This window comes from Sphingomonas glacialis (genome assembly GCF_006439055.1).
GTDB lineage: Bacteria > Pseudomonadota > Alphaproteobacteria > Sphingomonadales > Sphingomonadaceae > Sphingomonas > Sphingomonas glacialis_A.
The window spans coordinates 417,272-442,759 of the sequence record NZ_RCZC01000001.1; the positions used below are offsets into that span (position 1 = coordinate 417,272).

The 25,488-nt window shown below is 61.3% G+C and carries 36 protein-coding genes; 16 read left to right on the forward strand and 20 right to left on the reverse strand.

What is annotated here, in order from left to right; all coding sequences use genetic code 11:
• The first annotated feature begins 11 nt into the window (after positions 1-11).
• The 3 genes from EAH76_RS01965 (at position 12) to EAH76_RS01970 (ending at position 3,394) form a co-directional block, all read left to right on the forward strand.
• Complete coding sequence (locus tag EAH76_RS01965; protein WP_140847307.1) at positions 12-917, forward strand: hypothetical protein; 906 nt, start codon at positions 12-14, stop codon at positions 915-917.
• 166 nt (positions 918-1,083) lie between these two features.
• Positions 1,084-1,311 (forward strand): hypothetical protein, encoded by a 228-nt coding sequence (locus EAH76_RS23825; RefSeq protein WP_161988939.1) that lies wholly within the window; start codon positions 1,084-1,086, stop codon positions 1,309-1,311.
• Positions 1,304-3,394 (forward strand): AAA family ATPase, encoded by a 2,091-nt coding sequence (locus EAH76_RS01970; protein ID WP_161988940.1) that lies wholly within the window; start codon positions 1,304-1,306, stop codon positions 3,392-3,394. Before EAH76_RS23825 ends, EAH76_RS01970 begins: the two co-directional genes overlap by 8 nt.
• A 247-nt stretch (positions 3,395-3,641) precedes the next feature.
• Here EAH76_RS01970 and EAH76_RS01975 read toward each other — a convergent pair whose 3' ends face one another.
• The 3 genes from EAH76_RS01975 to EAH76_RS01985 form a co-directional block, all read right to left on the reverse strand.
• Entirely contained in the window at positions 3,642-4,574 is a 933-nt protein-coding gene (locus EAH76_RS01975) for a hypothetical protein (RefSeq protein WP_140847313.1), read from the reverse strand.
• Between the two features lie 74 nt (positions 4,575-4,648).
• Complete coding sequence (locus EAH76_RS01980) at positions 4,649-4,933, reverse strand: hypothetical protein (protein WP_140847318.1); 285 nt, start codon at positions 4,931-4,933, stop codon at positions 4,649-4,651.
• A gap of 2 nt (positions 4,934-4,935) precedes the next feature.
• Positions 4,936-5,133, reverse strand: a complete 198-nt coding sequence (locus tag EAH76_RS01985) for a helix-turn-helix domain-containing protein (protein WP_206667828.1) — start codon at positions 5,131-5,133, stop codon at positions 4,936-4,938.
• A 711-nt stretch (positions 5,134-5,844) separates the two neighbouring features.
• Here EAH76_RS01985 and EAH76_RS01990 point away from each other — a divergent pair.
• Together EAH76_RS01990 and EAH76_RS02000 are read left to right on the forward strand one after the other, a co-directional pair.
• The gene (locus EAH76_RS01990; RefSeq protein WP_140847324.1) at positions 5,845-7,152 is read left to right on the forward strand and encodes a hypothetical protein; all 1,308 of its coding nucleotides are present in this window, start codon (positions 5,845-5,847) and stop codon (positions 7,150-7,152) included.
• 370 nt (positions 7,153-7,522) lie between these two features.
• Positions 7,523-8,047, forward strand: a complete 525-nt coding sequence (locus EAH76_RS02000; protein ID WP_140847328.1) for a hypothetical protein — start codon at positions 7,523-7,525, stop codon at positions 8,045-8,047.
• 12 nt (positions 8,048-8,059) lie between these two features.
• On the opposite strand, the gene EAH76_RS02005 is transcribed toward EAH76_RS02000, so the two are convergent.
• The 3 genes from EAH76_RS02005 to EAH76_RS02015 all read right to left on the reverse strand — a co-directional run bounded on the left by EAH76_RS02005 (position 8,060) and on the right by EAH76_RS02015 (position 9,799).
• A complete protein-coding gene (locus EAH76_RS02005; protein WP_140847331.1) occupies positions 8,060-8,257 on the reverse strand; it encodes a hypothetical protein in 198 nt (65 codons plus the stop codon).
• A 597-nt stretch (positions 8,258-8,854) separates the two neighbouring features.
• The gene (locus tag EAH76_RS02010) at positions 8,855-9,145 is read right to left on the reverse strand and encodes a hypothetical protein (protein WP_140847335.1); all 291 of its coding nucleotides are present in this window, start codon (positions 9,143-9,145) and stop codon (positions 8,855-8,857) included.
• Between the two features lie 225 nt (positions 9,146-9,370).
• A complete protein-coding gene (locus EAH76_RS02015) occupies positions 9,371-9,799 on the reverse strand; it encodes a BLUF domain-containing protein (protein ID WP_140847338.1) in 429 nt (142 codons plus the stop codon).
• 11 nt (positions 9,800-9,810) lie between these two features.
• Here EAH76_RS02015 and EAH76_RS02020 point away from each other — a divergent pair, with 11 nt between their 5' ends.
• From EAH76_RS02020 to EAH76_RS02030, 3 genes are all read left to right on the forward strand, one after another.
• Positions 9,811-9,996: a hypothetical protein gene (locus EAH76_RS02020; protein WP_140847341.1), complete on the forward strand. Its 186-nt coding sequence runs from the start codon at positions 9,811-9,813 to the stop codon at positions 9,994-9,996.
• A complete protein-coding gene (locus EAH76_RS02025; protein WP_140847344.1) occupies positions 9,993-10,295 on the forward strand; it encodes a DUF6894 family protein in 303 nt (100 codons plus the stop codon). Before EAH76_RS02020 ends, EAH76_RS02025 begins: the two co-directional genes overlap by 4 nt.
• 160 nt (positions 10,296-10,455) lie before the next feature.
• Positions 10,456-11,187 (forward strand): Crp/Fnr family transcriptional regulator, encoded by a 732-nt coding sequence (locus EAH76_RS02030; RefSeq protein WP_241659499.1) that lies wholly within the window; start codon positions 10,456-10,458, stop codon positions 11,185-11,187.
• On the opposite strand, the gene EAH76_RS02035 is transcribed toward EAH76_RS02030, so the two are convergent.
• Positions 11,168-11,392, reverse strand: a complete 225-nt coding sequence (locus tag EAH76_RS02035) for a hypothetical protein (RefSeq protein ID WP_140847347.1) — start codon at positions 11,390-11,392, stop codon at positions 11,168-11,170. The two genes, EAH76_RS02030 and EAH76_RS02035, sit on opposite strands and share 20 nt — an antisense overlap.
• A 239-nt stretch (positions 11,393-11,631) precedes the next feature.
• On the opposite strand from EAH76_RS02035, the gene EAH76_RS02040 reads away from it, so the two are divergent.
• The 5 genes from EAH76_RS02040 (at position 11,632) to EAH76_RS02060 (ending at position 14,672) form a co-directional block, all read left to right on the forward strand.
• Positions 11,632-11,994: a response regulator gene (locus EAH76_RS02040; RefSeq protein WP_241659500.1), complete on the forward strand. Its 363-nt coding sequence runs from the start codon at positions 11,632-11,634 to the stop codon at positions 11,992-11,994.
• A gap of 74 nt (positions 11,995-12,068) precedes the next feature.
• Positions 12,069-12,359: a hypothetical protein gene (locus EAH76_RS02045; RefSeq protein WP_140847350.1), complete on the forward strand. Its 291-nt coding sequence runs from the start codon at positions 12,069-12,071 to the stop codon at positions 12,357-12,359.
• Positions 12,360-12,610: 251 nt separating this feature from the next.
• Positions 12,611-13,315 carry a sigma-70 family RNA polymerase sigma factor gene (locus tag EAH76_RS02050; RefSeq protein ID WP_140847353.1) on the forward strand — a complete coding sequence of 235 codons (705 nt, stop codon included), beginning with the start codon at positions 12,611-12,613 and terminating at the stop codon, positions 13,313-13,315.
• Positions 13,316-13,482: 167 nt separating this feature from the next.
• Complete coding sequence (locus EAH76_RS02055) at positions 13,483-14,196, forward strand: EAL domain-containing protein (RefSeq protein ID WP_140848324.1); 714 nt, start codon at positions 13,483-13,485, stop codon at positions 14,194-14,196.
• A gap of 227 nt (positions 14,197-14,423) precedes the next feature.
• Positions 14,424-14,672 (forward strand): hypothetical protein, encoded by a 249-nt coding sequence (locus EAH76_RS02060; protein ID WP_140847358.1) that lies wholly within the window; start codon positions 14,424-14,426, stop codon positions 14,670-14,672.
• 46 nt (positions 14,673-14,718) lie between these two features.
• Here EAH76_RS02060 and EAH76_RS02065 read toward each other — a convergent pair whose 3' ends face one another.
• Positions 14,719-15,111, reverse strand: a complete 393-nt coding sequence (locus EAH76_RS02065; protein ID WP_140847361.1) for a thermonuclease family protein — start codon at positions 15,109-15,111, stop codon at positions 14,719-14,721.
• 53 nt (positions 15,112-15,164) lie between these two features.
• Positions 15,165-15,698: a hypothetical protein gene (locus EAH76_RS02070; protein WP_241659501.1), complete on the reverse strand. Its 534-nt coding sequence runs from the start codon at positions 15,696-15,698 to the stop codon at positions 15,165-15,167.
• Positions 15,699-15,981: 283 nt separating this feature from the next.
• Between EAH76_RS02070 and EAH76_RS02075 the strand changes: the two genes are divergently transcribed.
• Entirely contained in the window at positions 15,982-16,311 is a 330-nt protein-coding gene (locus tag EAH76_RS02075) for a Rap1a/Tai family immunity protein (protein WP_140847368.1), read from the forward strand.
• 106 nt (positions 16,312-16,417) lie between these two features.
• On the opposite strand, the gene EAH76_RS02080 is transcribed toward EAH76_RS02075, so the two are convergent.
• The gene (locus tag EAH76_RS02080) at positions 16,418-19,519 is read right to left on the reverse strand and encodes a hypothetical protein (RefSeq protein ID WP_140847371.1); all 3,102 of its coding nucleotides are present in this window, start codon (positions 19,517-19,519) and stop codon (positions 16,418-16,420) included.
• Positions 19,516-19,686: a hypothetical protein gene (locus EAH76_RS23830; protein ID WP_161988941.1), complete on the reverse strand. Its 171-nt coding sequence runs from the start codon at positions 19,684-19,686 to the stop codon at positions 19,516-19,518. The genes EAH76_RS02080 and EAH76_RS23830 overlap by 4 nt, the downstream gene beginning before the upstream one ends.
• Positions 19,687-19,781: 95 nt before the next feature.
• Between EAH76_RS23830 and EAH76_RS02085 the strand changes: the two genes are divergently transcribed.
• Positions 19,782-20,351 carry a hypothetical protein gene (locus EAH76_RS02085; RefSeq protein WP_140847374.1) on the forward strand — a complete coding sequence of 190 codons (570 nt, stop codon included), beginning with the start codon at positions 19,782-19,784 and terminating at the stop codon, positions 20,349-20,351.
• 17 nt (positions 20,352-20,368) lie between these two features.
• Here EAH76_RS02085 and EAH76_RS24805 read toward each other — a convergent pair whose 3' ends face one another.
• Entirely contained in the window at positions 20,369-20,620 is a 252-nt protein-coding gene (locus EAH76_RS24805; protein WP_431357963.1) for an HGGxSTG domain-containing protein, read from the reverse strand.
• A 16-nt stretch (positions 20,621-20,636) separates the two neighbouring features.
• On the opposite strand from EAH76_RS24805, the gene EAH76_RS24810 reads away from it, so the two are divergent.
• Positions 20,637-21,164 (forward strand): hypothetical protein, encoded by a 528-nt coding sequence (locus EAH76_RS24810; protein ID WP_140847377.1) that lies wholly within the window; start codon positions 20,637-20,639, stop codon positions 21,162-21,164.
• Here EAH76_RS24810 and EAH76_RS23840 read toward each other — a convergent pair.
• The 8 genes from EAH76_RS23840 to EAH76_RS02125 form a co-directional block, all read right to left on the reverse strand.
• Positions 21,136-21,441: a hypothetical protein gene (locus tag EAH76_RS23840; RefSeq protein WP_161988943.1), complete on the reverse strand. Its 306-nt coding sequence runs from the start codon at positions 21,439-21,441 to the stop codon at positions 21,136-21,138. The genes EAH76_RS24810 and EAH76_RS23840 overlap by 29 nt on opposite strands.
• Positions 21,428-22,966 carry an AAA family ATPase gene (locus EAH76_RS02100; RefSeq protein WP_140847380.1) on the reverse strand — a complete coding sequence of 513 codons (1,539 nt, stop codon included), beginning with the start codon at positions 22,964-22,966 and terminating at the stop codon, positions 21,428-21,430. The genes EAH76_RS23840 and EAH76_RS02100 overlap by 14 nt, the downstream gene beginning before the upstream one ends.
• Positions 22,963-23,940, reverse strand: coding sequence for a CHC2 zinc finger domain-containing protein (locus tag EAH76_RS02105; RefSeq protein WP_140847383.1), 978 nt, complete (start codon positions 23,938-23,940; stop codon positions 22,963-22,965). The genes EAH76_RS02100 and EAH76_RS02105 overlap by 4 nt, the downstream gene beginning before the upstream one ends.
• Positions 23,940-24,161: a hypothetical protein gene (locus tag EAH76_RS02110; protein WP_140847386.1), complete on the reverse strand. Its 222-nt coding sequence runs from the start codon at positions 24,159-24,161 to the stop codon at positions 23,940-23,942. Before EAH76_RS02110 ends, EAH76_RS02105 begins: the two co-directional genes overlap by 1 nt.
• Complete coding sequence (locus EAH76_RS02115; RefSeq protein WP_140847390.1) at positions 24,158-24,616, reverse strand: hypothetical protein; 459 nt, start codon at positions 24,614-24,616, stop codon at positions 24,158-24,160. Before EAH76_RS02115 ends, EAH76_RS02110 begins: the two co-directional genes overlap by 4 nt.
• Complete coding sequence (locus tag EAH76_RS02120; RefSeq protein WP_140847393.1) at positions 24,613-24,918, reverse strand: hypothetical protein; 306 nt, start codon at positions 24,916-24,918, stop codon at positions 24,613-24,615. Before EAH76_RS02120 ends, EAH76_RS02115 begins: the two co-directional genes overlap by 4 nt.
• Complete coding sequence (locus tag EAH76_RS24130) at positions 24,911-25,075, reverse strand: hypothetical protein (protein ID WP_170207993.1); 165 nt, start codon at positions 25,073-25,075, stop codon at positions 24,911-24,913. Before EAH76_RS24130 ends, EAH76_RS02120 begins: the two co-directional genes overlap by 8 nt.
• Positions 25,076-25,289: 214 nt before the next feature.
• Complete coding sequence (locus EAH76_RS02125) at positions 25,290-25,484, reverse strand: helix-turn-helix domain-containing protein (protein ID WP_140847396.1); 195 nt, start codon at positions 25,482-25,484, stop codon at positions 25,290-25,292.
• Positions 25,485-25,488: the final 4 nt, after the last annotated feature.

The window sequence follows — 25,488 nt, forward strand, 5'->3', positions numbered from 1 at the left end:
AGCGACATGCAGTGCCCACAAAATGTGATTTTGAAGAGGACGCTTTCCAGCAATTGGTCGACGGAGCTATTGGGAGATTAACCCGCATTGTAACAACTCCGGGTCGGGTGACAGAAAATGTCCTAGGGTACGACGCCGCATTCTTTCTGCCGGTCGATCATTTTGCCGCCGCCCTCGGGCCGCACGTTGCCCCTCATGCGCTTTCGAACCCAACAGGTCCCTTGAGCATTGGCATTACAGTTGCCCCCTCAATCTGGACGAATCTCTCGACCATAAGCCCCGCGAAAATCCCAACTTTCAGACTGAACCTGTTTGTACAGTATAAGTCGCCGGAATTATTGCGCGGGCATAACGCGGCGCAGTGGCCCCATTGGGTTTCTCCATATTTCAGATTTAATATGACACCGCACCAGCTCGCGGTAATGGACAGAATTGATCAGTCTGGCCCGTCCGCATTGGGATGTTACTGCGCCCCAGACTTCATTGATGCGCCAACCCTCTGGAAGGTCACCGAATCAGGCAACATTCTTGATCGCGCGCATTTCGTGAGGGCTAAGAACCTCGTCACTCATGGCTGCTATACATATAAAACGGCGAAAGGCACGGGCGTAGGCTTCTCGGAACCCGAACAAATCCAACCTGAAGATTTTCCCAAAATGCTTAGCCAGGCGATTGAGGCGGGGCCTGAGATGAGTCTTGAAGAGGCGATCTTGGCCGCTTCGAAAACGATATTGGCGGCCACTGACGGTCGCGCTGCACGACGCGGCAGGCTCAGCACATTGTTGAACAACCGTACACCTGCTGATCGCGAGACAGCCCGCGCGGAAGACCCGGGGAGGCGGCGCCTGCGTGAGGCCGTGCGCGTGATTCGAGCCTTTGAGATTGTGTATCGCTCGCGGCTCTTGGTTGTGGGTTGACGCGTGACCAAATCTCTCACGTTCGCGCAGGCGATTGGACACTATTTGTTCTAAAATAGAAGGTTAACGGGCTGACCCTCGTGTAGTTAATTCACGAAATTCGCTATATGCCTTTGCAGAACGTGCACGGCATTCCGCCGCGGCGTCTTCTGCAAAGGAGACACCTGTGTACGAGAAACCCGAAATCGATTTCCGCGACTGGCTCGCCAGCGTGTCTGACCCAGAGGAGCGCGCACGATTTGCGCGTGAAGGCGGCCATACCGATCGCTGGCATCGTCGCACCCCATCGATGTGCGCAGGCGGCGGTTTCCACGCCTCCGTCAACGGCTGCATCACCGGCGCGAAGGGATCAACACCTGTCGCCCCGAATGACGGGGAGGACGACAATGCGTGATCTCGCCCTCAAGTACCGCCCGCGCAAGCTGAGCGACATCATCGGTCAGGAAGCCGCGGTTGGTGCGCTGACCCACCACATGACGACGGGCAGCAATCAATCGGTGTTGCTGGTCGGCCCCTCGGGTACGGGGAAGACCTCTGCCGCCCGCGTCATGGGCGCCGGCATCCTGTGTGAGAACACGGCGCCCCTGCCCTGCGGGCGCTGCACGTCGTGCGAGAACATCTTTGGCGGCCGCAGCGTGACGTTCGGCTGGTACGAGATGGACGGCGCGCGGCACAACGAGCCACGGCACGTCCAAGACTTCGCCCGGCTCGTGCAGCGCCCGCATTTCGGCAAATTCGTGTGCTTCCTCGACGAAATCCACGCGCTGTCCGGCGCGGCAGCCGATGTGCTGCTCAAGCCTGCGGAGGAACCCGGCGAGGGCGCGAACTTCATCTGCGCGACGACTGATCTCGCCGCGGTTCGGCCGGCACTGCGCAAGCGCTGCCTTATCGTGCATTTCAAGCCGCTGGGCGGCACGCAAATGTTCAAGCTGCTGCGCGACGTCTGTCAGTCGGAGAGCATCCGCTACGAACCGCAAGCGCTCGATATGATCGGCAGTGCGAGCGACGGCTCTGCGCGCGAGGCTCTGAACAAACTCGACCAGATCGCATGGCAGGGCGACGTCACGCCCACCCTAGCCGCTGAAACGCTCGCATTTGGCTCGACAGCGTTCGTGCTAGCCTATTTCGATGCGGTGTTGACCGGCGATGTGAACGCGCAGGAGACCGCACTGAGCGACTGGCAGGAAGAGACGCCGGAAAAGGCGCGGATGATCCGGGATTTCCTGCTCTACCTGTCCAACTTCGAAGTGACGGTCCCGGCTCGCAATCACATCGTGAACCCCGCCTTTTATCAGGTCACGGCGGCGGAACGCGAGCGGGTCGCGGCGGGGTTCAAGGCACGCGCGCGATCAGCGCGCCGAAACGCTGGCGATTACTGGCTCGATCTCATGGACGTCTGGGCTGTGCCGATCGAGACGATGCGCGACCACACGAACCTGCTGATCCGATCGCGGCGGTTTCACCGGCTTGTGAACCCAGAAGGACCGAGCGACCCGACGACGGCGCCTGAAGCGACACGGGAGCGCGCCCGCGCTTACCGATCGCGCTCCACTACGCTGCGGGTAATGCATCGGTCGACCACCGCGCTCGCCGATCCCGCGGAGTACCTTGATCTGAAGCAGGCCGAAGCAATCTACGCTCAAGCTTCGTTCCTGATTCAGCAGCACGGTTTACTGCTGAACACACGCATCACGCTCGATCACGCACGGCTCGGTGCTGGTGACGAATTGGCGGCTGGGGGCTTGGTGTCCCGGCTCACCCATGAACTAGATGTGCAGGTCAAGAGGTGGGTCCGCGGCTACCGTGCCCACTGGCTTTACGTCCATGAAGCGCGCGCGGGCGGGACCTACACCGACATCGTTGCTCACGTGCCGCCTGCCGCGCTGATGCAGTTCGCTTCCTGGCTACCCGGGCGCATGCAGGAATGGCGCGGTGCCGCAGAAAACGATGGCTGGATGCTGGACCCGCCAGTGATGAAGCTGGCGACCGGCTATCCGAATATCCGCCTGCAGCGTCACTGGCGGCTGGTGCGCGGCCTGTGGCGCGGCATCGACCCTCGCATAGGGCATTGGGACGCGCAAGAAGGGCGGGTGCCGCTGGTCGAGTTGCTGCGCGTCCCGAAGCGCGACCGCGGATCGATCGGTGAGCTTGCCTCGCTTCGTCGCATGGGCGGCTCAGGGTCGATCGCGCCGGGCGAGCGTCGCAAGGCCGAAGCCGGACGCATGAAGATGCTGTCGGCGCTGGCGGACGGCGCATGGGATCAAATAGACAGCGGCTGGGAATTGCTCGAGCGCGCCGAGCGGGAGCACGAACTCGAGCAGCGCCGTGAGGCGGAAGAGCGCGTGAAACTGGAATGGCCCGCGTCCGACAATCAGATTGAGACGGACCATCGGCGCACCGCGCTCGTCCAACTCCATGAAGGCTGGCCGCGCGATCCTCATGCACGGCGGCGCGCGTGGAAAGGCTGGTGGTCATAGGCCCGGCAGCGGCGGGTGTCTAAAAGCGCCGCCGCGCCACCCGTATCGAAAAGAAGGTTCCCGCCCCGGCGGAAGGCATCTTTTAGAGCAGTTTGTATGGAGAGGCAGAAGAGGTTGTATGAAGGTCAGATAGGCGATGAGATCGCGGAGGGGGTGTCTCTGAAATAACGCATGCGCAAGGCGTTTGCTATCGTTTCGAGAGGCAACTCCCCCAGCGTTCGTCGACAAGTCGCGCGTCGTCTACTTCTTATTCGGTGTATTTGGCACCGGCCGCTTCTGAAGCGCGCTGTCGTGCGCCAACTCCACTTTGGTGAGGCGTTGGAGTGGGGGTGGCGCTGGTCGAGCAGCTTGGATTGTCGCCGGCGCGCCTTCCGCGCTGATCGGCTTGTCGGCGTCGGCCATTTATTTGTCCCTGACTTGCGGGGCAGTCGAACTCTTTGTCAGCCAGCCTCCGTCCCGGATTACCCGCATTGGCGGCGGCGACGGCCGGCTCGGAGGTGGGGGTGATCCGGGGATTGGCGGTGCGGAGGTGGGTACTCGCGCCATCGTTGGAAGCTCCAATTGGATCGACCGAAAAAATGAGTCGATGCCCATATATAATGGCATCGCAAACAAAAGCTAACAGGAAGCCACTCAGCAGGAAAACGAGAACCTGTCCACGCGCGCTCAAGCGTCTCTGATTATTTGCGAATGTGCTCTTCGCTGCAATTGCGAACGTGTTCGCCATATACAGGCGGAGTTCCCGCGCTACGGTCGCATCAAGAGTCTCCCCAGTAAGGCCGCTGCCTGCATGAAACGCGAGCATGTCGTTTGCGTAAGCGGCAATCAGTTCGTCGTCCGCCGGATAGTCAAACTCTCGCGGCCTTACGACCTGCCATAGCCACCAGAACGCCACCGCGAATGTTCCAGTCGCAAGTAGCAATGCCCCATAGGCAAGGCATCGATAAAGATCCATTCCGAACGGGGGCAAGGCCTTAGCCGTGCTGGAAATGATCGCGCCAGCTGCGATCAATCCACCTGTGAATAGTGGAAGGGACCGCCAGACTGACTCCTCAAGATCAGTTTGACGTTTAAAGGATTCAGCAGCACGATCATCTAGGTATTTGGCCGTGGCATCGCCGATTGCGACTTTCACGCCCGCATCGTCCGGATTCTCTGGCGGTGTTACAACATCATCCATGGCCGCATCATTGCGGACAGTCAGGGTTGTGTCGATAGTGCGTGGGGTTATCACCGCCGCGACCAATGCCGCTCTTATCCAATCTCGATAGAGGTAGGCCAGTAGGTCGGCACAAGCGCCTGCGTCGCCATCCACTCCTCGACCGCGGTCATGAAGGCCGGGATACCACCTTTCTTGCCCTTAGGGTCATCGTCACGGTTCCAGGCGCCCTTGTCGGGCCAGCAATTGAGCGGCCCGACCTTTATCTGGCTGGGCGATGTGCGCCGGACATCCAATCCCTGCGCGCTGCACCAGCCGATGACCCGACGCATTACGGCGCTGTCACCCTCAGAGATCAGGGGGCGTTTTACCTTCGCCATGATCAGCGCCCACCGGCAGGGCGCACCGACGGCAGTGCGTCGAGCCAGGCCTGCGCGGCATCCGCGCGGATCAGCGTACGGCGGCCGGCTTTTACGGCGGCCAGCTCGCCACTGCGGATCAGCTCGTAGGTGCGCGTTCGACTGATGCTCATGCACTCGCGGAATTCGTTGATCGTCATCATGGCGTGATTGGCAGGCATGGCGCTGCGCTCCTCGTTGTTGAGCGAGCATATCGAGGCGAGCGCGGGCGCCGCTCAGGTCGCGGAGGCCGCGGCGAACGCCATCTCCCCCAGAGTTATCAGCCGAATTCGATCAAACCGACAGACGGCATCGCCCCGCCCGTTCAACCAGACCGCTCTCGCCGTGCAATCGGACAGCTTTGCGCGACGCGTTTTCGTCCACCCTGCTCTAGTTGTCGACGAACCACGGCCGCGGGGTGGTGTTGATACAGGAGAGCGGCACACCATAGTCTCTCGGCGCCCATGAGTCGTATCGCTTTGCAGGCTGGCGAAACACCCGATAGTCGCTGCCCTTAATCGCGTCCGATTCAGGGTCGATGAACGCCCGTCCGTCCCTGATCTCGCGGATAGTTCCGTATCCTTGCGAGCCGCGGCCAGACCAGAAAAAGACTCGTTCGCCGACGGCAATCAAAGGTTGATGGTCATTTTGCAGACCCCGCACTCCTCGTCTGTCCGATCGAATTCGGTAACAATTGTTCGCTCGTGCCGGTCGCTTGTATACCCACGCGGCCTTCGAATGCCGTTCGCGACTGCAACTCGGCGATCTTGGCGCAGCGCCTGGCGAGTTGGTGCGGGACCGTCCCCTTGGTCACCGACTGACGCCACTAGCGGACTAGAGGTCGCTCCAAAATTTGCCTCGTCGCTAAGGTGTTTAGTGGTTACCTTGGCCAGATGAGCGACTGCGACATCATTATCGACACCAATCAGGTGCTGCATTTCCAGCCGATCGACCAAATAGATTGGTGCGCGCTTACCGGATGCAATCACTGCACGCTCGTCATCACGCCGATCCTCCTACGCGAGCTAGAGCAGAAGAAGATTTTTAGTCCGTCGGCCACGCTCAAGTCACGTGCGGCAAGGATGATCGATTTCCTTGTGAGCAAGATGGTGCTGCCCGATCCGATTGAGCTGCGCCCAAAAGTGACGCTCGCTTTCGTCGTGCAGGAACCCGCAATCGACTTTGCAACTCATCAGTTAGTCCGAGAGATCAACGACGACCACTATATCGCCACCGCCATCGAGCGGCAGAACGCTGGGCGCGTTACGCTCATCGCCTCCAACGACGGCGGCATGGCAATGAAGCTGCGCTCACGTGCCATCAGGGTACTGCGGCTGACCGACGCGCTCCGGCTTCCCGATGAGGTCGAGGCCGGCGCGAAGGAACTGCGCGATGCAAAGCTTGAGATCGCCCGACTTAAATCGCGGCAGCCCAAACTTTCGGCCGCTTTCCGGGGCGGGGCCTCTAAGCGTGAGATCCGCAACGCCCGCGCGATCGAGATGGGCGTTCCGAGCTTAAGCAAGATCCGCGCTGACCATCCCTTGCTTCCGTTACCGGGAGAGCCCTCAGCATCGAATGTCGGAGCGCTATCCGCGTATCGCAGCATTTCTGCTCTTGGTATGCCGAGCCGCGAGCGCATCGAGCAGCATAACGCCGCGCTTCGGTCCTATTACACTCTCTACGAGCGCTACCTAAGGGAGCTTAGGCAATGGACAGAAAATTTGCGATTGACCGCCACGCTTCACCTTATTCTAAAGAATGACGGCTCGGCGACAGCCACCAATATCGACGTTACCGTGAACTTCCCCAAAACAATTTTCCTGTCATCGGTTTCTGAAAGGGCGAGCGAGCCGGTAGCGCCTGATGCGCCGGCAAAGCCTAACACGCTTAGCGCGTTAAACACCTATGTCGGGAATGGGGCTCGCGCCATTTACCCTGACTACCGCGCACCCCTTTTCAATCTCTATGACGGCGCGGCCCATATTGATGAAAACAATCCGCACTCTGCCCAATTCTCTATCGAGGCACTGAAGCAGAAATGTTCGCTTGAGCTCGACGATTTCTTTCTCCTTCGGGCGCCCGACTTGACCGGCAAGGGCGCCGAGATCGACGTTGAAATCACCTTCCACGAGGCCGAACCGGTTCACCACAAGCTGGCGATCACCTTCGCTGAGGTGGACGCTTCCGAATCTGATGACTGAGCACATCAGACGCCGCCACTCCTAACGAGCTCCCGTTACAGGCTCGACCATGCGCTCTCGGCGTCATCGATTGCCTGGAACACGTCGCCGTCCGCTTTTTGCCCGCGCAGGTGCGCACCTACTGCCTCGAGATCACCGTCTTTCGGGAACGATCGATCCGCACACGCTGCGGCAGCAAGTTCATCGATCCAATCTCCGCGTTCGCGCTGAGCGCTCAGCCATCGGCCGAACGGCTCGCGTTTCGTCTAGTAGCGAGAGGTGTTTGTCATCGGGCATTCCTTGATCGACTTGTCTATTCGGGCGGCCTAGCGGGTTGTCGATGTTCTCACAATGTTCTTGCAGAATCGTTGAGTGCGGTCGATGGCGCGTGATGGTTGGCCCCAAAAAAACCCTGACTGACCTACGGCGGATCGAGGCTGCGGTACGGGTGACGTGCAACGAATGCGGCCACGTCCGGATATGCGACCGCGAGGCGCTGATTCATCACCGCACTCGCCATCGCGCCGGCCTGGACTGGGCGTCCGTGCGCGCGAGCCTGCCATGCTGGAATGCAGGGTGCGGCAGCAAACACACGCGGGTCGAGGCTCTGCCCTTTAGCCAGGACCGGGTCGAGCTCCGCCGCAAGCGCGCCGAGACGATCCTGATGAACCTCGCGCTGAGCGTCCTGCATGCGGCGTCCTACCGCGAGAAGGACGTGCCGATCGCGACGCCGGATGTCCGCCTAGCGCTGAGGGTGCTCTATCCATACCTGCGCGACGAGACGCACCTGCGGTCATACTGGGCCGCCGCCGTCGCGCCGCGCGATCACGCTTGGGATAGCTGTCACCGCCCGTATGAAGCGATCGTCGCGGCGCTGCTCAAGTGTGGTCTGACTGTCGATGCTGAACTTCGCTGAGGCGGTTCGGCCTTACTGCCGGGGCGAATGCGCGATCGCCCGCATCTTGTTGATAAGGTCCGCCCAGTGCTCGTCGGTGTCGTCCTGGCCGGAGGATTTCAATCCTTCTATGGCTCGACGTAGCCACATCTCCCCATGCAGATCCATAAACGCCGCGGCTTGCATCCAGCGGAGCGCGTCAGCATTCTCATCGGATTGATCGTCAGCCAATGCAGGTCCCTATCTGCTAGTCCAGGAGAGCCCTGTAGCGGCCGCGGAAGGCGGTCTGTGCAGAGCGGCGTGGGCGTCTCGGTAGCCGGTTCTTACAATCTGAGTCGCGTTGGGATGCCCGCTGTCTGAGCCTCAGCCGCTAACGATAGGAGGTGGTCATCGATTTGCGTCCGACATACGGCCGGCGATGTGCACTTCCCTCCGAGGAGCGGCGCGCCACAAGAACGGCATTTGGCAGTGGTCACCAAGTCGATTTCCCTTTCAGGTCTCAGAAAGCGGACAGGTGAAAAATGACGGCGGACGACATTGGTTGCGGGAGATCGCGGTTAATGGATTTCCTCCGTCCCCATACATGCGCGTGGCAACACTGGAAAATAGGAGCGACTGTTCCGCAGCCGAGATGTCCGACAATGCGCTGCCCCATCGGCCTTTCTACCAAGTTCGCGGTGCTCGCGACGACGCTTATGGGCTGGGACGCGCGGTCGATGCGGAGATTTAAGAATAGGCTCGGCGGCGCTGATACTGATTCTGCGGCTTGTTGAGACAGCAAACTGAGCCCCCTCCAGTCCAGAAGAGGGCTCTAGCTTTTGCGATAGATCAGCAGCCGCGACGGTGGCGGGTGTGTGTCTTGTCGAGATGACGGCCAAGCAGGCCGCCGCCGACCCCGCCGGCAACTGTGCCTAGGACGCCGCCCCCGAGCGCATTGCCGATCAGTGCGCCGCCGACACCGCCCGCAATCGTTCCAACAGCGCCGTTCCCGCCGCCACAGCGATGTCGATAATTGCTGTGGCCGTGATAAGTGCGATGACGCGCGACCGCAGCGGTCGGCATCATAGCTGGAACGGCGACCATGGCCATCATGGCGGCCAGTGCAAACTTGCTCTTCATTGCATTCTCCTCGGGACGGTCGAGAACGTCGGAACGGACGGCTCGGTCCTACGGCCTGTCTTAGGTGCTGGCGGTGAACGGCGCTCGAACTGAATTGGCAGCTTCCCTTCAGGCTACCATCGATACCATCTAGCGCGCTCTGCGGATCGCGGATCGATCCTCCTTCGGCACCTAAAGAATGCCGAATGGAGCCAGTGAGGCGCGCTGCTGTTCCATTCGGAGAGTCTATCCGTTCGCTACCAATGGGCCGAATACCGTACGCACATCGTCGGGAGCATGTCGGAGGAAGCGGGCCACCTGTTCGCGCAAAACCGCACCGTCGCGATCAGACGTTAAACTGCCCATCGCCCAATCGCTGAACGCCTTCTTGCCGTCGATTTGATCACTCAGAATGCGCACATCCCGGTGCCTGGGATCGGCAGCAATCCGCGTCAGCAACAGGGTGACGGTTTCAGGGTTCCCCTCCAAAACCTGAATATAGCTGAGCCCGTCGGTCCACAGGAAACCGGAAACGCCGTCCAGGCCGTTATTGGCTCGCGATACTCGCAAGATCTCAACGCGATCCTCTTTGCGATCATCACCAACCGCCACACTGGAATAGATGACCCGACGAACGCGGCAGTCCCTTGTGGCAGCCTTCAAATGGTTCGTCATTAATTCTCCCAATGCGTTTCATCGACAACGCGTTTAAGGATCGCCTGCATATCGTTCGGACGTCGATCAACGCCGCTTTCGGTAATCTGTTGCCCGGAATGGCGCCAGAATCTCACTTAACGTTTGGGGTGGCGTTGGTATCCGTTGCTCGACAAGACGTCGAGGCTAATGATCTTGAAGCGAACTTATATACTTGATCCAAATCGTGGATCGTCAAGAGCAGCTCCTGTACGAACCAGCCATGCCGATATTCCATATCCACATTATAAACCAGCATTCCGACTGCCCAGATCCGGAAGGCCACGACCTGATTGATCTGGAGGTAGCGAGAAGGGTTGCCATCGCGGGCGTCCGCGAGTTTCTCGCGCACGAGATTGTGAAAAAGGGGATGCTCGATCTGCGTGGACGTGTGAACATTGAGGATGACGAAGGGGTGATACTCGCCAGCTTCCCGTTCGACGATGCCATTAATGTGGTGGGTCGCGCCGCCGTTTAGGCGATGTCCCGGCGCAGTTTGCCCAGCCGATAACTTAATCCAGGTGCATCGCGATTATCGCGGACCTTGGCGCAATCTATGTTACTATACCGCTATCACCGGTCCCGATGGCTACCGGTGACTGAGAGTGTTGAGCTCCCGCCAAGATCGGGAGATTACCGTGGAAGATGTCACCTTACAGCGGCTATTGACCAAGCTGAAGAGCCGTAGCCATTTCGAACCAGACGATGAAGCCGCGCTCATGGCGCTGCCGTTCACGCTCAAAGAGCTCGACCCGAGCGGTTATCTCGTCCGTCAGGGCGAGCGTGCAGAGTTCACCTGCGTGCTGCTCAGCGGCTTCGCCTATCGTCAGAAGATCGTCGGCGACGGCGGCCGGCAGATCGTCGCGCTGCAGGTTCCGGGGGACGCGGTCGATTTGCAGAACTCGTTACTCAAGATCGCCGACCACAGCGTGCAGGCGCTGAGCGCGATCACGATGGCGCGCATCCCGCGCAAGGCGCTGCTCGAGATCGCCGCGACGCACCCCAGGATCGCTCACGCCTTCTGGCTAGACACGCTGGTCGATGGATCTATCGCTTGGGAGTGGATCGCCAATATCGGCCGCCGCGACGCGCTGATGAGGCTCGCACATCTGCTGTGCGAAATCGCGCTGCGCCTTGAAGTGGTCGGATTTCACGAGGGCGAAGCCCACAAACTACCTATGACACAGGAGCAGATGGGCGACGCCCTCGGTCTTACGACAGTCCACGTCCACCGGATGATCAAGCAGCTCGAGCGCTCCGGGCTTATCGTGCGCGATAAGCGCACCATCGCTATTCTCGACGAACATAGACTCCGGGAGGTCGCTGACTTTCAGCGGGCCTATCTGCACCTCAACCTGCTCGACGATTGACCACATCTGGTCGTACTCCAGATCTGACCGACGGTCTGCTATCCGGAACGAGCAGGTGCAGGTCCTGCTCGCGAGCTTTCTGATCATAATCGGCAGCAAGCTCGAGGTGGATACGACGTGCCGCTGGTGACGTCGCGCGCTCCGCCATTTCCCGCGCCTGCGCTGCACGGTATTCGAAATATCGGCCGTCGGTCGGCTCAGGCATGACGGTCTCCACGCTAAGCGGGGGGGCTTTCCAGATGCTCTCGGTCACCGACTCGAATGTCGCTCGGCGATAGCACAGCATAACATCCAGGACGCCGCAGCAGACCGGATAGTTGCGTAATGCACGTTGTATTGCTTGCAACTAACTTGGATCATGTCAGTTTAGCCTGCATCGTTGAAACGTCATAAGCGTCAACGGCTGCGAGAGATCGTGCTCCCGCTGAAAAAGCGGGACCCCTCATGCCAAAAATTTCCATCCTGATTGTCGAGGACGAAAGCCTGATCGCATTGGGCTTGGCGATGGCCGTCGAGGACTTGGGCTCCGACGTCGTGGGCCCCGTCGCAACCGTGGCAGACGCGCTGGCGCTGCTCGCCGTCGGCGGCATCGATGCAGCGGTCATCGATGCGAACCTTCTGGATGGTTTAGTTACGCCGGTTGCGATGCTGCTTACCGAACAGGGGGTGCCATTTGTTGTGCACAGCGCAACCGGACTCCCTGGCGAACTCGCGTCAGCCCTAGCGCAAGCACCGCTGGTGATGAAGCCAGCGCGGCCAGAGCATGTTGTTGGGAAACTGATCCACTCGCTTAGACACGGCAACTAGATCCGTAAAAACGTCCTGTCTGGACCCATGCCCGTCCGATCGATAATGTACGATCTGATAGCAAAGGGTTGACCATGACTCGTCCTTTCGAATTCCAGCCTCGCACGGCCGAGGAGAAAGCTGAACACGCGCTGCGCATGGCAGGGATCGAGCCCTATGGATCGCCGCGGAAGGTTTGGGTCGAAGACGGTCATGTGCTCGTCGAGAGTTATGACGGCAAGATTGTTAGTATGACGCCGGAAGTGGCAATCGACCTGGGCCGCACGATCAGCGAGGCCGGCACCGAATCGTTGATCAACAAGGTTCTTGAAAAGTCTGCCGAGGCTGAAGCTGACGTCTCGGTTCAATCGGATCGAGAGCCATGATCCGACCAGGCAGCGAGCGCCACGTGCAAAGGTGCGGAAGTACGCTTGACCGCTGGAGGCCTGCAAGCATCGGATAATCGCGTAGTCGAGCCGCACTTCGACTAGGATCGTGATGCCTCTATCTGCCGGTCAGATGATCGAGAAACCGGCGGTCGCTAACCCGCCGCTCATGGCGAGGCACGATCCTCTGAGTATTTTTAAGATCTCGTTCAAGGTGGCAACTTAGCGACCTGGGCGACGTTGACCATTTTATGAATCCGACTTTCCATAGCTTCGACAATGGACAGGTCGGAAATTCCGGCACCCCGACAAGTGAGACTCTTGATCGCGTCGTCGTGCTTGGCGAGACCGCCGGGTTTTCGGTGGCTGATGGCGTCCCGCCGCTGAGCCCTCAGCAGATTCTAACGCTGGCGCTTATCCGCACCGGCCAGGAAGATCGGGAGGCTTTTCGCGAACTGTACGGGCTCACGTGTTCGAAACTATTCGGCATTTGCTTCCGCGTCTGTCGCAGTCAGGGCGCCGCTGAGGACATGCTCCATGACGTATACTTGAAGATCTGGAATCGGGCCGGCGCTTTCGATCCTGGCCGTGGCAGTGCGATTGCGTGGATGTCGACACTTGCGCGAAACCGTTGCATCGACTGGGTCCGTGCTGAATACGTCCGCCGATCGGAGCCCATCGAGGGCGCTTGGGAAATTGCAGATCCGCTGCCGCTCATCAGCGAGACAATGCTAGAAGGTGAAGCCAGTGCGGGCCTGCTGGCGTGCCTGGCAACGCTTAAGATATGCGAGCGCGATGCTATCTATGGCGCCTTTTTTGGCGGCCTGACGCATGCAGAGATGGCTGCGACGCACGACGTGCCGGTTAGCACGATGAAGAGCTGGGTTCGCCGCGGGCTCCTGAAACTTCGCCAGTCAATTGATGACGCGGGACTCGACCTGCACCCGCTAAACTGACGGGCCGACCGCGAAACGCGCGCCAGCCTGCAACATCGGAAGGCCAATTGCCTTCTCCAAGATTCACGAGCTCTTAGCATTCATCGAGTAGCCCTCAGGTTGGAGAAACGAGCATGCAGGGCGGATGCCAAGGCTGTAAATCAGATAGCCATCAGTTCGACATTGCGATGGCGTTCCAGCCGATCGTCGATGTCGAGACAGGCCACGTCTTCGCGTTCGAAGCGCTGGTGCGCGGAAGCAACGGCGAAGGTGCGGCCCACTTGCTTGCGGGCGTTACAAGCGAAAACCGATATGCGTTCGATCAGCGTTGCCGGGTGGCTGCGATAGAAGGCGCCGTCGCTGCGGGTATCCTCGACACCGGTGCCAAGCTCTCCATTAACTTCCTGCCAAACGCCGTGTACTCGCCAGCTGCCTGCATCCAGTTGACCCTTAAGACAGCGCGCGCGACAGGCTTGCCGATCGATCGATTGATCTTCGAGTTCACCGAGAATGAGGAAATGATCGACACCGATCACGTGAAGAACATCGTGGAGACCTACCGGAAGATGGGGTTCGGCACTGCGATCGACGACTTCGGCGCGGGACACGCCGGGCTTGGGCTCCTCGCGAAATTTCAAACCGACTATATCAAGCTCGACATGGAGCTCGTTCGAGGGATTGAAGCGAGTCTGCCACGCAGAATGATTGTCGAGGGTGTGATCCGCATAGCTCACTCGCTGGGCATCGTGATTATTGCCGAGGGCATCGAAACTATCGCCGAATACGACATCCTGCGTGCGATGGGGGTCCGCTATATCCAAGGTTATCTGCTCGCCCGCCCCGGGTTCAAGTGCTTGCCTGGGGTTAATTTGCCAGGTCGGAGCTTCGCTGCGTTCGCATGATGGGATCCATCTGCTGTTAACCGTGTCGACCGGGTGCACGCCTTGCGGCGCCCAACGACTCCAAGCCGGATGGATGAATTCGGACTTGCCCCAGATCCGCACGGCCGAATGATACTCTTCGCCGCGGAAGCCGACGAAGTGGAGGGCAGGCTTGCCCGGCACTCGCAATCCAGCCTGCCCGACCTTATTTCTTACTTGGTAATGTGCTTATTTCGTGCGGGTGGATGATGGCTTTTAAGACAAATCGCGAGAGTGCCGATGCTGCCAAGATCGCAGCGGATGAAGCGACGCTGCCAAATGTTCGAGACCGCGAGCTTCGATCCTTTAATGCTTATGCGGCGCTTGCTGCTCGTGATGAGCGTAGCGCGGCCAAGGCCAAGGATCGGGAAGCCCAAGAATCCGCCGACCGCGCAGACGTAGGTGAAATCGCTGAGGCGGAAGCGGACGTCTCAGTTCAGCCGCATAGAGAGCATTAATCCACCCGGCCGCCGAACGCCAAATGGTACCGCTCCAGCTCGGGTGTCATCGGCATTCTCCCATGTGATAGCGGACCCAATACTTGTCCCATCGAACGGCGGCGCCCGCGGCGAGGATCGCGCATGATAGCGATCGTCCATCCTGCAGCGTGCAGCGCGCAACGACACGCGAGTAACTCGTACCCATAGGCTGGCAGGTCATCGCCTGGTGCAGCGTCAGGCGCTCGACGACGACGCGGCTGCGCTCCGCAGCGACGTTCGAACAGGCGTATTCGGCGCGCCCCTCGCGGCAGGGCACTGTGTTTTTGAGATCCGGCGCCTGAATGCCCGCAACGCGAATCTTGGTGCCGTTCGAGCACCAGATCGGGCCGTCGCCATCATGAACGCGCGTGACCGTGCAGGAAAATATTGCGGGCGGCGGAGCGATGAGCGAAAGCATTCCCTCGCCTGCCACCCCGCTGCGCCGCCGTCACCAGCGAAGGTCGCCGGCCCTTATTTTGAGGTTGAGGCTGCGGCCTTCAGAAGCACCGGGCTCGCCGGCACTGTGGCCGGGACCACCATTGGCGCGGTTGCCTGGGCGAAAGTCAAAGGAACGTCTTCGGCGATAAATCCCTTCACTGGCGCACCCAATGGAACGCTCGCGCTTGTGCCTGTCGTGAAAAATCCAACAACTGGCACGAAAGCGACAGCAGCGACAACGCCGGCAGTTCCTGTGACGCCCTTGTCGTCGAAGGTCCCGGATAGCCGAATTTGCCGGCCGTTCACTCGCACATATAGGATGCTTGCGGTCAGATGGCCTGATTTACCCCACATGCCCTTGTTTCGAACCTCGGTGACTTCGCCGGTCGCCGGGCTGCCTGCCGGAATTACCACCTGATTGTTGACGGTCACCGCTTCCGCCACTTCCATCTGGAAATGATACCCGACACGCAGCGTCTTACCTTTCGTGCTTAGCGGCTCGGACAGCTTGAGCTGCACCTCGGTGCCTGTCCTGAGCGTGTTATCGGGCGCGACCCCGACTTGCATCGTTGGCGTATTCGCAGGAGCCGGCGCGACCTGCGCTGCACACGGCGCACACGTGAAAAGAACTGCGCTCGAAAGCGCGCAATAAAACCGATTCATGACATCCCCCGTGAAACTCGGCTTTCCCAAACCGATCGTCGCAAAGTGATTGATTCGGCGTACAAGTCAATCGGAGCGCACCACAATCGAACATAGTGCCGCCTTTCCAATATGCGGCGAGGCGAACGCTCTTGACCAGGGCCTACCTCGAAACCAGTGTAGGCTTGAGTTAGCGAATGGATGAGCAATGCTTCCTGCGATCCTCTTTTTTGCAACGTCGGCTGTATCTTCATCGCCCGGGTTTTGGGCGAGCACGGCGTCGACTGAGATGCTGGCTACCATATGCGCGGAGGCCCACGACGAGGCCCGCCGAGCTGATTTTTGCACTGGCTACGTTTTGGCGACCTACGACACCTTGGCGATCAATGGGTTCATCTGTCCGAACCCGAATTCGTCAACTGACCAGGTCATGGCCTTGGCCCGGCGGCGGCTGGCCGATCACCCCGAAGACTGGGATAAGCAGCCCAGCTACGTGTTGTCTGCCACTTTCAAAAAGGTGTTCCCGTGCAAGCGCTGAATGCTACCCGGCATTATATCGAAGCCGGGACGCTTCGCTGATTAGCCCGGTGCGTTCTTGGGCCAAGGCGCTGGCGCTGGGCCTACTTTTGTCATGCGTGCCGCTGTCACTGCCGTCCTTCGTCAGCGGGTTCGTCGCTGGCTGGAATCGCTGCAGCTCGTGTCGGCATTGATGCAGTGCCACCCGAAAAAGCGTCATTTAGGCGCTGCTGCAAATGGAGCACCTGATTGGCGATCGCAGGTTCAGCACGCGCGATGTGGCTTAGCTGCGCAATGTATGCGCGCTGTACCGGTGGGGTCGCCTTGGCCGGCGCACGGGCGATCCAGGTAAGCAGCCGCTTCGACGTAAGCACTTCCGCGCTGATGCGCTGATACGCGGCAGGCGAGGCAAGGCCAGCGGCAGCGATCGGGTGGCCCATTAGCAGCGCGACTGCTGCCGCGCCAAGCCCAGCATTGGTACGGTTCGCGATCTCGACACCGCCCGTGTTGCTGTGTCCAGCCAGCTTCTCCGAAGCCTTTACGCGTTCTGCGATGCGCGCGAGCGCTTCCATGTGACCGCGCATCTCTGAGTTCCCGAACAGCGCGGATTTGGCGCCCGGCGACATGGTGTTCCAGCGCGTCAGAAATCGGCCGATCGAGAAGGTATCGCCGTCCGCGCCCTGCGCGCCAGCCGTCGCCAGACCCATGCGGTTGATCATCAGCGAGCGCACCGAATTCGCCTCATCGGGCGACATGCGAGCCAGATGCGCTTGGAAGCGCAAGCTATCGCCCCTATTCTCAGCGAGGCGCTCGAGCGACAGATACACCTGCTCCCCGCTCTTGTCAGCTAACGGGTCGTGCGTGGCGCTCGTTGCGCGGTTGGCAGCGTCGTCCATGATCGATCGCAAACCCGGTTGGGGCAGGAGGGCAGATTTTCCGCGCTCCGAGATCTTGCTCCAGTTCGACGAAAGTTTCGCCGGGTCAAACTGAGGACCGCCACGCTGCGACTGCACCAGCGTTGCACGAACGGACGCGGCATCGTCGGGGGAGACTGACCGCATGATCCGCGAAAATGCCGAGGCGTCGCCTGTTGAACCTGTCCGCAACAGGCCCTGCAGCGCGGCGTAAGCCTCATTCGGAGTCTTGTCGCTTCGGTCGCCGGTAACGATCGACGCGGTATCGCGGATGCGCTTCATCCGACCATCGTAATAGTCGTTTGCCCGCTTCCAGCCGCGATACGCCTGCGGTCCCTCGCTGCGTGCTGTCGCTTCCATGTCCTGGGTCAGGCCGGCATACAGTGTGCGCAACTGACGGGGGGCGATCTTGTCCGACAGTCGCGGCTCGTCAAGCATGTCGCCAACGCGCGTCCGGAATTCCTGCAGATCCTGCCAAGATAGGTTGCCGCCCTGCTGCACGTCGCGCGTGATCGGATTGCCGGATGCATCGAGCAGGCCGGTCGCCTGCGTTTCGGTTTCGGGCGTGAGGGCATGGAGATATGATTGCAGGCGCGGGCTTTGGAAGAGCGCCGACAAGCGAGAGTTGCTCTCCATGTCGCTCGTCAGGTCGCCGAGCACCTGGCGCGTGTTCGTGACGCTGGCTGGGCGGGTCGCAGGGATTGGCACCGCCGAATAAAGCTCGTTCGCGCGGGTGGCGGTATCCTGTATCCACCTGCTCACGCCACGCTGCACAACCTGGCCAGCGCCTGTCTCGTCGGAGGGAGTGCCTGCCGCGTCCAGAACAGCGCCGCTGGTCGCATCGGCACGGTAAGCCTCCCGACTCGCCAGGGCTGCGCTCTGGCTCTTGATCGTATTGCCCACGTCGACCGGCGTGTCTGAGGGGCCAGCGATCTCGCTCACGCGATCCTTGAAGCTGGTGTAGAGGCGGTTCGCAGCGCGCTTGATGACGCTCGCACCGTAGGGCGTCTGCGCGGCAGCTTGCGTCGAGCGCTGCACAGTCGGTCCGCCGATGTCTTGGGGCATGATCGCGATCTTCTGATCCCGGGCGAGCCCCGCGATCTCCGATGCTTCACCGTCAGCGGCCGGAGCAGCGCGCGCCGCGAGCCGAGTGGCATCGACCGCCGGACCGCGCAACTTCGCGATCTGACCGACCGTTGCTCCGGTTGCGCCGCCGATGAGCGCACCTGTCACGCCACCTGTCAGCGCTTCGGAAGGCGAATTTGCGTCGAGCGCCCCCTTGGCTCCGCCATAAGCGGCATTCGTTGCCGACAATCGGTTGCGGACCGCGGAAGCAGCGATGCCCCGCGCTTCGGCGATCGTCGAACCAGCACGCAGTGCATCGCGGCCGGCGGTGTATCCGACACCCTCAAGACCAGTGGGAATAGCGAGAGAGCCGACAAGGGAGCCCGCGAGCGACGCATATGGGTGATCTGCCGCGTCGCCCTCGCGCGCGCCGTCGCCAAGGTCGCTTTGGAAATTATACTCGTCCCAGAAGCCGCGCTCGTTGGGGGTCGCGCCGTTGTTGCCGAGCTGGGTATCAAGCGCGCGCGCTGCCGCAGTCAGGTGGCCGACGCCGGGCACAACGCTGATGTAGCCGCGCGCCGCCGCCATGCCACCGCCTTGCTTTAGGTCGGAGGGTAGTTCCGTGGTGTGCGGGTCGGGCCGCGCGTAGCTGACGCCGGTGTCGAATTTGCGCTGGTCGCGAATCGCCTTGTCGCGCTGCGCGACATAGCCTTCGAGGCTTTCTTTCGGCTTGAACCCCTTGCTCGCGAGGAAGCGCGTAATCGTCGAAGCGCCCGCCGTCGCGTAAAGGTGATGGAGGGTCGCCTCATCTTCGGGCGACATGTGCGATGCGGGAGCGCTGGGCGTGTTGAAGCCGAGGTCGCCGACCTGCTGAGGCGCGCCCTCGCGCGGGGCTGGCGAACCTGTGTGATCCGCGTAATCATCCCAAGGGCCGTCCGCATGCGTGGGGACTATGCCGCTGCCATCGGGCGGCGGGGGAAGGTTACCGCTGCCGCCGGCAGGAAAAATCCCGCTGCCATCGGGCGGGGGCGGGATGTGCCCGCTGTCGTATTGATCGGTCGGTGCGTCCTTGAACTGAGCGTAAGGGTCCGCCGCGGTTGGGTGATGTCCCGCGCCGCCGTGCATGCGGGGATCACCGCCGATGAAGCCGGGGTCCGGCGCATCCTGAAAGTGGGCATAAGGGTCGGCACTGTTGGCCAGCGTGCTGGTGTCCGCGTAATCGTCCCATGGGCCTGCATCGCGATCGCTCATCGTACCGAAACCCGCGAACCGCAGTGGTCCCGAAGCTCGCGGCGAATGGCGGCGCGGATAAATTCCGACAGCGTCATGCCGTCTTTATGCGCCTTGTCCGTTGCTGAAGCGATCAGAGCGTTGTTGACCCGAAAGCGGGCGGTGGTGTCGTGAATTTCGACGCGCATATTGCCTCCACATGGTCCGTGGCCACAGTATTACCGCGCGATGAGCGTTAACGCGCTTGGGCAGTATTGGGCAGTTGATGCCGCGGGGAACGAAAATGGAAAAGATCGCCGACACCGACCCTGAGAGACTGCCGTTTTATCATTCCACTCGAGGTAGTGGCTTCGATGAAGCTCACCGGGACGCGATCGGCGCGATGACGGCTGATCGAGGGTGGATCGTAAACGCTTTTGCTCAGGTTGAGTATCTATTGGCCGACACTGTCGTGCGCTGCGGAAGCCTTCCCGAATACGCCGACGCCAACACGACTCTGCCGTATCGGCTCGACCAGCGGGTTACTCGGTTCGCGGATTTGATCGCGCTTGACGGCCCCTTGGCGGACCAACGTGGCGCTTTCGAGCACGTGGTGGTCAATTTCCGAGCAGCAGAAGAACGCCGCCAATTTCTCGTCCATGGTTTCGCGTCGTTTCATTTCGCGCCAGGCGGCGACATGGCAATGCGTTTCGATCGGTTCATGCCGGCCCGCGATGATCCAGATCGGCGGCGCTCGATGTGGTTTCGCCCGGCCACGCTTGCGGCCATACGGGAGGAAGCATCCTCCCAAACGGAGGACGCAATTCGCGAATTTATCGCCTTGCATGAGCGGTTCGGTTGGGTCGGGGACTGACGGCACCCGGAGACCGATCACTTGCCATAGTCTCGCAGCATCGATCGAAGCTTGCGCATCTCAGCTGTCCGCAATCCGTGCTTGAGCGCGTTCTGATTTCCCCGCGGCGCGCCGCTCCCCTTTGCCCCGCCGTGCATGCGGCACCGGTTCCGCCCCCGAACCCGCGGGGAGCGGCACGCTGTTCCCGACCGCGTCTGCGCCAGGCAACGCGGCGCGTTCGCCAGCACGGCGGGCTCGGGCTGCATGGGGTTGATGGTCTGATCCTGCATTCTCGATACCCCTTCCGTGGTGGTGGAATTCTTCGGCGACGACAGCTTGGCCGCCCTCGTAAACGTGGACGTGCCGTACGACCTGTTCGCGCGGCTGGTGCAAACGGGCCAACGCCTCGAGGGTGGTGCGGCTCTGCGTTTGTGCCTTCAGCGCGAGCGTCATGTATCGGCTGAATGCTTCGGGGTATTCGCCAGCATTTTGCCAAGCGCGGCGCATCATTTCGGTGACGGTGGCATCGAGCATCACCGATTGAGCAAGAAGGTAATCGCTAACGGACCCGAGGTCCCCGGTTTTGACCTGGTTGGCTATGTCGGAGAGCGCGCCGCTCGCATCAAGCGTAGATACCGCCTCTCCATCAAATTTGACAGTAGCCGCCGCCATCGCGTTCGCCACCGTCGCGTGGCGCATCATCGGATTGAGACGAAGTCTGGCTATGGTCAGACTCTGGCTTTCGCCAGCTGTCTCCTCGATCTCCACCGTTTCCGACCGGCGGGCGCGGTTTGTGCTCGAAGGCTTACCCATTGTTGCTGTCCTTTATCTTGAGCCGTTTGATTCGGGTGTGGATGGCGTTAGTGCTGCGGCCGATGAGCGAGCCAATTTCCGCAGCAGTGAGTCCGCCCCGCGTGAGGCGTGATAGCTGGTCGTCTTGGGCCGGCGTCCAGCGGCGGAGGGGCGTTCGCTGCCTACCCTTCGCCACGAGCACCGCCACCAACCCACTTTCCCATTCGGTTAGGTCGCGTTCGCGGTTCAGCGCGTTGGCGAACGCGAGGGCGATCGCGAGAACATTCGCCGGGCCCTCGGCGGTATTACAATTCGACATCATCGCCCCCCTCGCCCGGCGCAAGGATCATACCGCGCGTCGATTTAGCCGACCCGCGCTCGGGGAATACGACCGGCGACTTCACCAGCGCGGGATTGCCTGCATGGAAGACGGTCGGTGTGCGGGGGGCCGCTTCGGCTTCCCCACCTGCGTTTTCCCCACCTTCGCATTCTACCCGTGGACCACCTTTCCCCACCCCTGCCCCTATAGGGGGGCAGGTGGGGTGAGGACGATTTGGTCCCCCACCTTCCACACCTGTCCTCACCTCACCTGACGAGGTGGGGGGAACGTCCTGAAGCGCCCAAGTTCCGACCTCGACGAAGGTCCGGTCGTTGCTCTTGTCGTCCTTGCCATCGACCTTCACGAGCGCGCCGGTAGCGAACCAGGTGCCGAGCATCTTGTTGATGCGGGCCCGATCAGCCTTCACGCTGCTGTCAGCGCTGAGCCCGAACACGTCGGCGACGACCTTGCCGACCCACGCCTTAGCCTGAGCGTCGGCACGGTAACGCTGTGCATTGGCAACACGGTCGATTGCATGCTGCACGGTAAGCAGGTGGTCGGCAGTGACCCCCTCGAACGCGTCTGGCGGCGACCACGGGATGACGACGCCCATGTTGTCGCCGTCGTCGTTCATACCGTTGCCGAGGCTCACCGAAGCCATCGTGTACCAGTCGGACTTGTCGCTGGGCGGGGCGCGGTTGTTCTTGTCGTCGTACACTCGGAAGAACCGGCGGCGGCGTTCCTCCTCGATCCCCCACATCCTCGCCTCTTCCTCACCCATGCGATTGAGGACCAGCACCGACCGGCAGGCGTTGATGAGGGCGACGGCGCCGCGGCCGGACAAAGCGGTAACCTCTGCTGCGCCGGCCTTGCTCACGTGGTGCGCCAGCCCAATCCCGCACTTGGCGTTCTTGGCGACCATCGCCCATTCCTTAGCGATCGAGTCGATCTCCATGTTGTCGTTCTCGTTGGCCGAGTGGGACGACACGAAGGGATCGGCGTGGAGATAGTCGACGCCGCGGTCCAGCAGCTCGTCCGTCAGGCCCGCGACGAGGGGGCGGTTGATGACGATCCCTTCCGCTGCGGTCGATGCCGCCAACTTGAGGATCGCCCCTTCAAGCGCGCTATCCACGAAGAGGTGATCGCGGATATGCTCGGGACCGATCGACCAATGCTTGCACGCCGCCTGGATGATGCGGGCCAGCTCCTCGGCATCGTCCTCGAGGTTCCAGAGCCAGACCCGCTTCGGGCCTCCGGGAACCTCCTGACCGAGCAGGTTGCGGCCCGTAGCCATCGCAAGCGCCTCACCGACACTCAGGATGGTCTTACCTGCCGCGCCTGGTGCGAGGATCGCCCGAACGTGCCCACGCTGGATAGACCGGCCATAGACCCACTCACGGGGCTTGATGGTGGTCGGGTCGCGCCAGATGTAAGGCGTGGCGACGACCTTGACGGGTTCGGGGCCGTTCGCAGGCCGGTAGGGTTCAGCCTGCTCATACCGGTCACGGAGGGGGATCGCCGTCATGGCCGGCTCTCCCGTGCTATCGTGGCCATCAGCTCGGCATTGAAATCCTTGAAGGGCGGCTTGGGCGGCATAATGCGGACGGCCAATCCCTGAGCTGTGAAAGCCGCTGCGGCCTTATCTGCTGCCACTTTCCCGCCCGCGTCACCATCGGCACCAATGACGACTGCACGCACTACGTCCGGGAATGCCATCTGCGGCAGCATCGAAGTGCCGGCCGCGACCCAAACCGACCGTCCGAGCCCTTGCGCAAGGGTGAGCCCATCTTCCAGCCCTTCGCATACAATCATGCTGGCGGCGGGTGGGCCGATCTGGATCGAGCCGCCGATGACGTGGCCGAGGCTGAACTTCACCTTCCCCTTGGGATCGGTCGTTGTTGCTTTGCGACCGACTTCGGTGAGGTAGGTGCGTTGCAGCCCTACTAATTCGCCGGCGGCATCGGTGACGATCGCGACCAGGGTGGGCAGCAATCCTGGTCCATTCGCTTCAAGCACGCCGTTGCCCTCGATCTTCGGCGGGGGCAGTTGCGCGAAGCGGAGCGTGTGCGGCAGGTCGATCGTGATCCCGCGCCACCGAAGATAGGCCGCGGCCGGTGTCCCCTCGATCGGGACCGAGCCCCTCACGATCCGTTGCGCGACGGGCCGCAGGTCGGACTTGGGCTTGGCCGGCGCACGCTGCTGTTCGAGTTCGCGCAAGGCGCCACCGTCCAGCATCTCGATCGCCGGGATCAGCTTCACGCCATATGCGCGCTGCACGAAATCGAGGACATCGCCCTCGGCCCCGCAGCCGAAGCACTGGAAGCGGCGATCGTCCGCGTAGACGGTGAAGCTCGGGGATTTGTCGGGGTGGAAGGGGCAGCACCCCTTCAGCTCGCGACCGGCCCGCTGCAGCTTCACGCCCGCTTTCGCGGCAACGCCCGAGATCGGGAACCGGTCGCGGATGTCCGCACACAGGCGGGGAAGATCGAGGCTTGCCATCAGATTGCCTCCGCTATCGGAATGGAATGTACGGCGGCAAGGTAGGCTGCACGGCGCCGCGCGGGGCGAAGGTAAAGCCAGACCCGACCGACGCCGCCGCTGAGAAAGGGGTCCTGCACACCGACCGCGAAGCCAGGCCGATCGCGAAGCCGGATCACCACGACGCATGCACTAACGCACGGCCAGCCGCGGTCGCGGAGAAAAACGAGCTGCGTGCTCATGCTGTCCCTCCCGTGACGGTCGAAAGCAGGATCGGTCTGCCGGGCGCAAGTTTCTGGATCAGCGCGACCCACTGAAACTCGTGCGCGAGGCGCGTCTCGATTATCGCAGCGTTCTTACCGCCGACCGCGATAGCAGTGCCGGCCGCGTAGATTTCTGGCGTCGGCACGCTCGATACGACCGTGAAGGCGCTGCACGCTCGGATCATCTTACGAACTGACGGCATGTGGAAGCCCTCGGGACCGACGGAGCATTCGAGGTCATCGCCGATCAGCACTATCGCGGGACGCGCGTTCTTCTTCGGGATGAAGAACGCACCGGCGTCCTGCCCGACGAATAGCATGCCGACACGGTGATCGCGCACCGCCAGAAGAACTGGGCGAAGATGCGGGGCGGCCGCATCTAAGGCAGCGTCGAGCCGCGCGGTGGTCGCGCTGGCGTGGAAGACGCCGCTCATGATGCACCTCCAGTCGCGACCCACACAATGGCATTCTTGCCCGTGACGTTCTGGCGCCGCCCCCCGCTGTCGCGGATCAGGCCGCGTTGACGAAGTTCTGTTGTCCTGGGTTGGAGCGCGTCGCGGTGGATGCGAACTATATCGGCCAGTTCATGCGTTGTAAGCCCGCGTGCGCCGGCCGCACGAATTGCCCGAAGTGCGATGCGTTGAAGATGGCTGGTCGCAATGTCGATCGATCGAGCTGCGGAGATAGACGTGTCTACGCCACGATGACCGGGCGTATGCGGATAGACGTCACTCATGAACGCCTCCCGCGACAGGAGGGAGGTTGTGCCGCTTGAGCAAGATCGCGAGCCAATCTGACTGCTTTACGCTCAGCGGGTTCGCGTCGAATGCTATGCCGCCGAGGAACTGCCCCTCGTTGCGTTTCAACGCTGCGCCGCATGTGAGGATCGCCATTGCGGCGCCCTGATGGGATGGAAATGGGTTAGCCACGCGAGCCTCCCCAAGCCAATTCTGCAACGATCGCCGCGCGCCATAAAGGAAGCGCAAATCGAGTTCGCAGGGTTTGAAGTTGAAGGGATTGGCTGCTATATCCGTCGTTGTCGCCTGCCAGCAGACATTCGACGGCCTCGCCCCTACGGGCGGGGTCGTTTCGGTTTTGCACCATGGTTCACGCAGCCGCCTGATAATCGGGAAGCGCAGCGAGGAAACGGTTTAGTTCCTCTCGGAGAATAAGGGTGCGGCGACCCTGCTTCTTCGCGGCAAGATTGCCGTTTTTGAGCGCGATATAGATAGCGGAACGCGGCATCCGGGCGGCGGTAACAACCTCCGGGATGGTGAGTGCGATGGGCGATAGGTCGGCCATAACT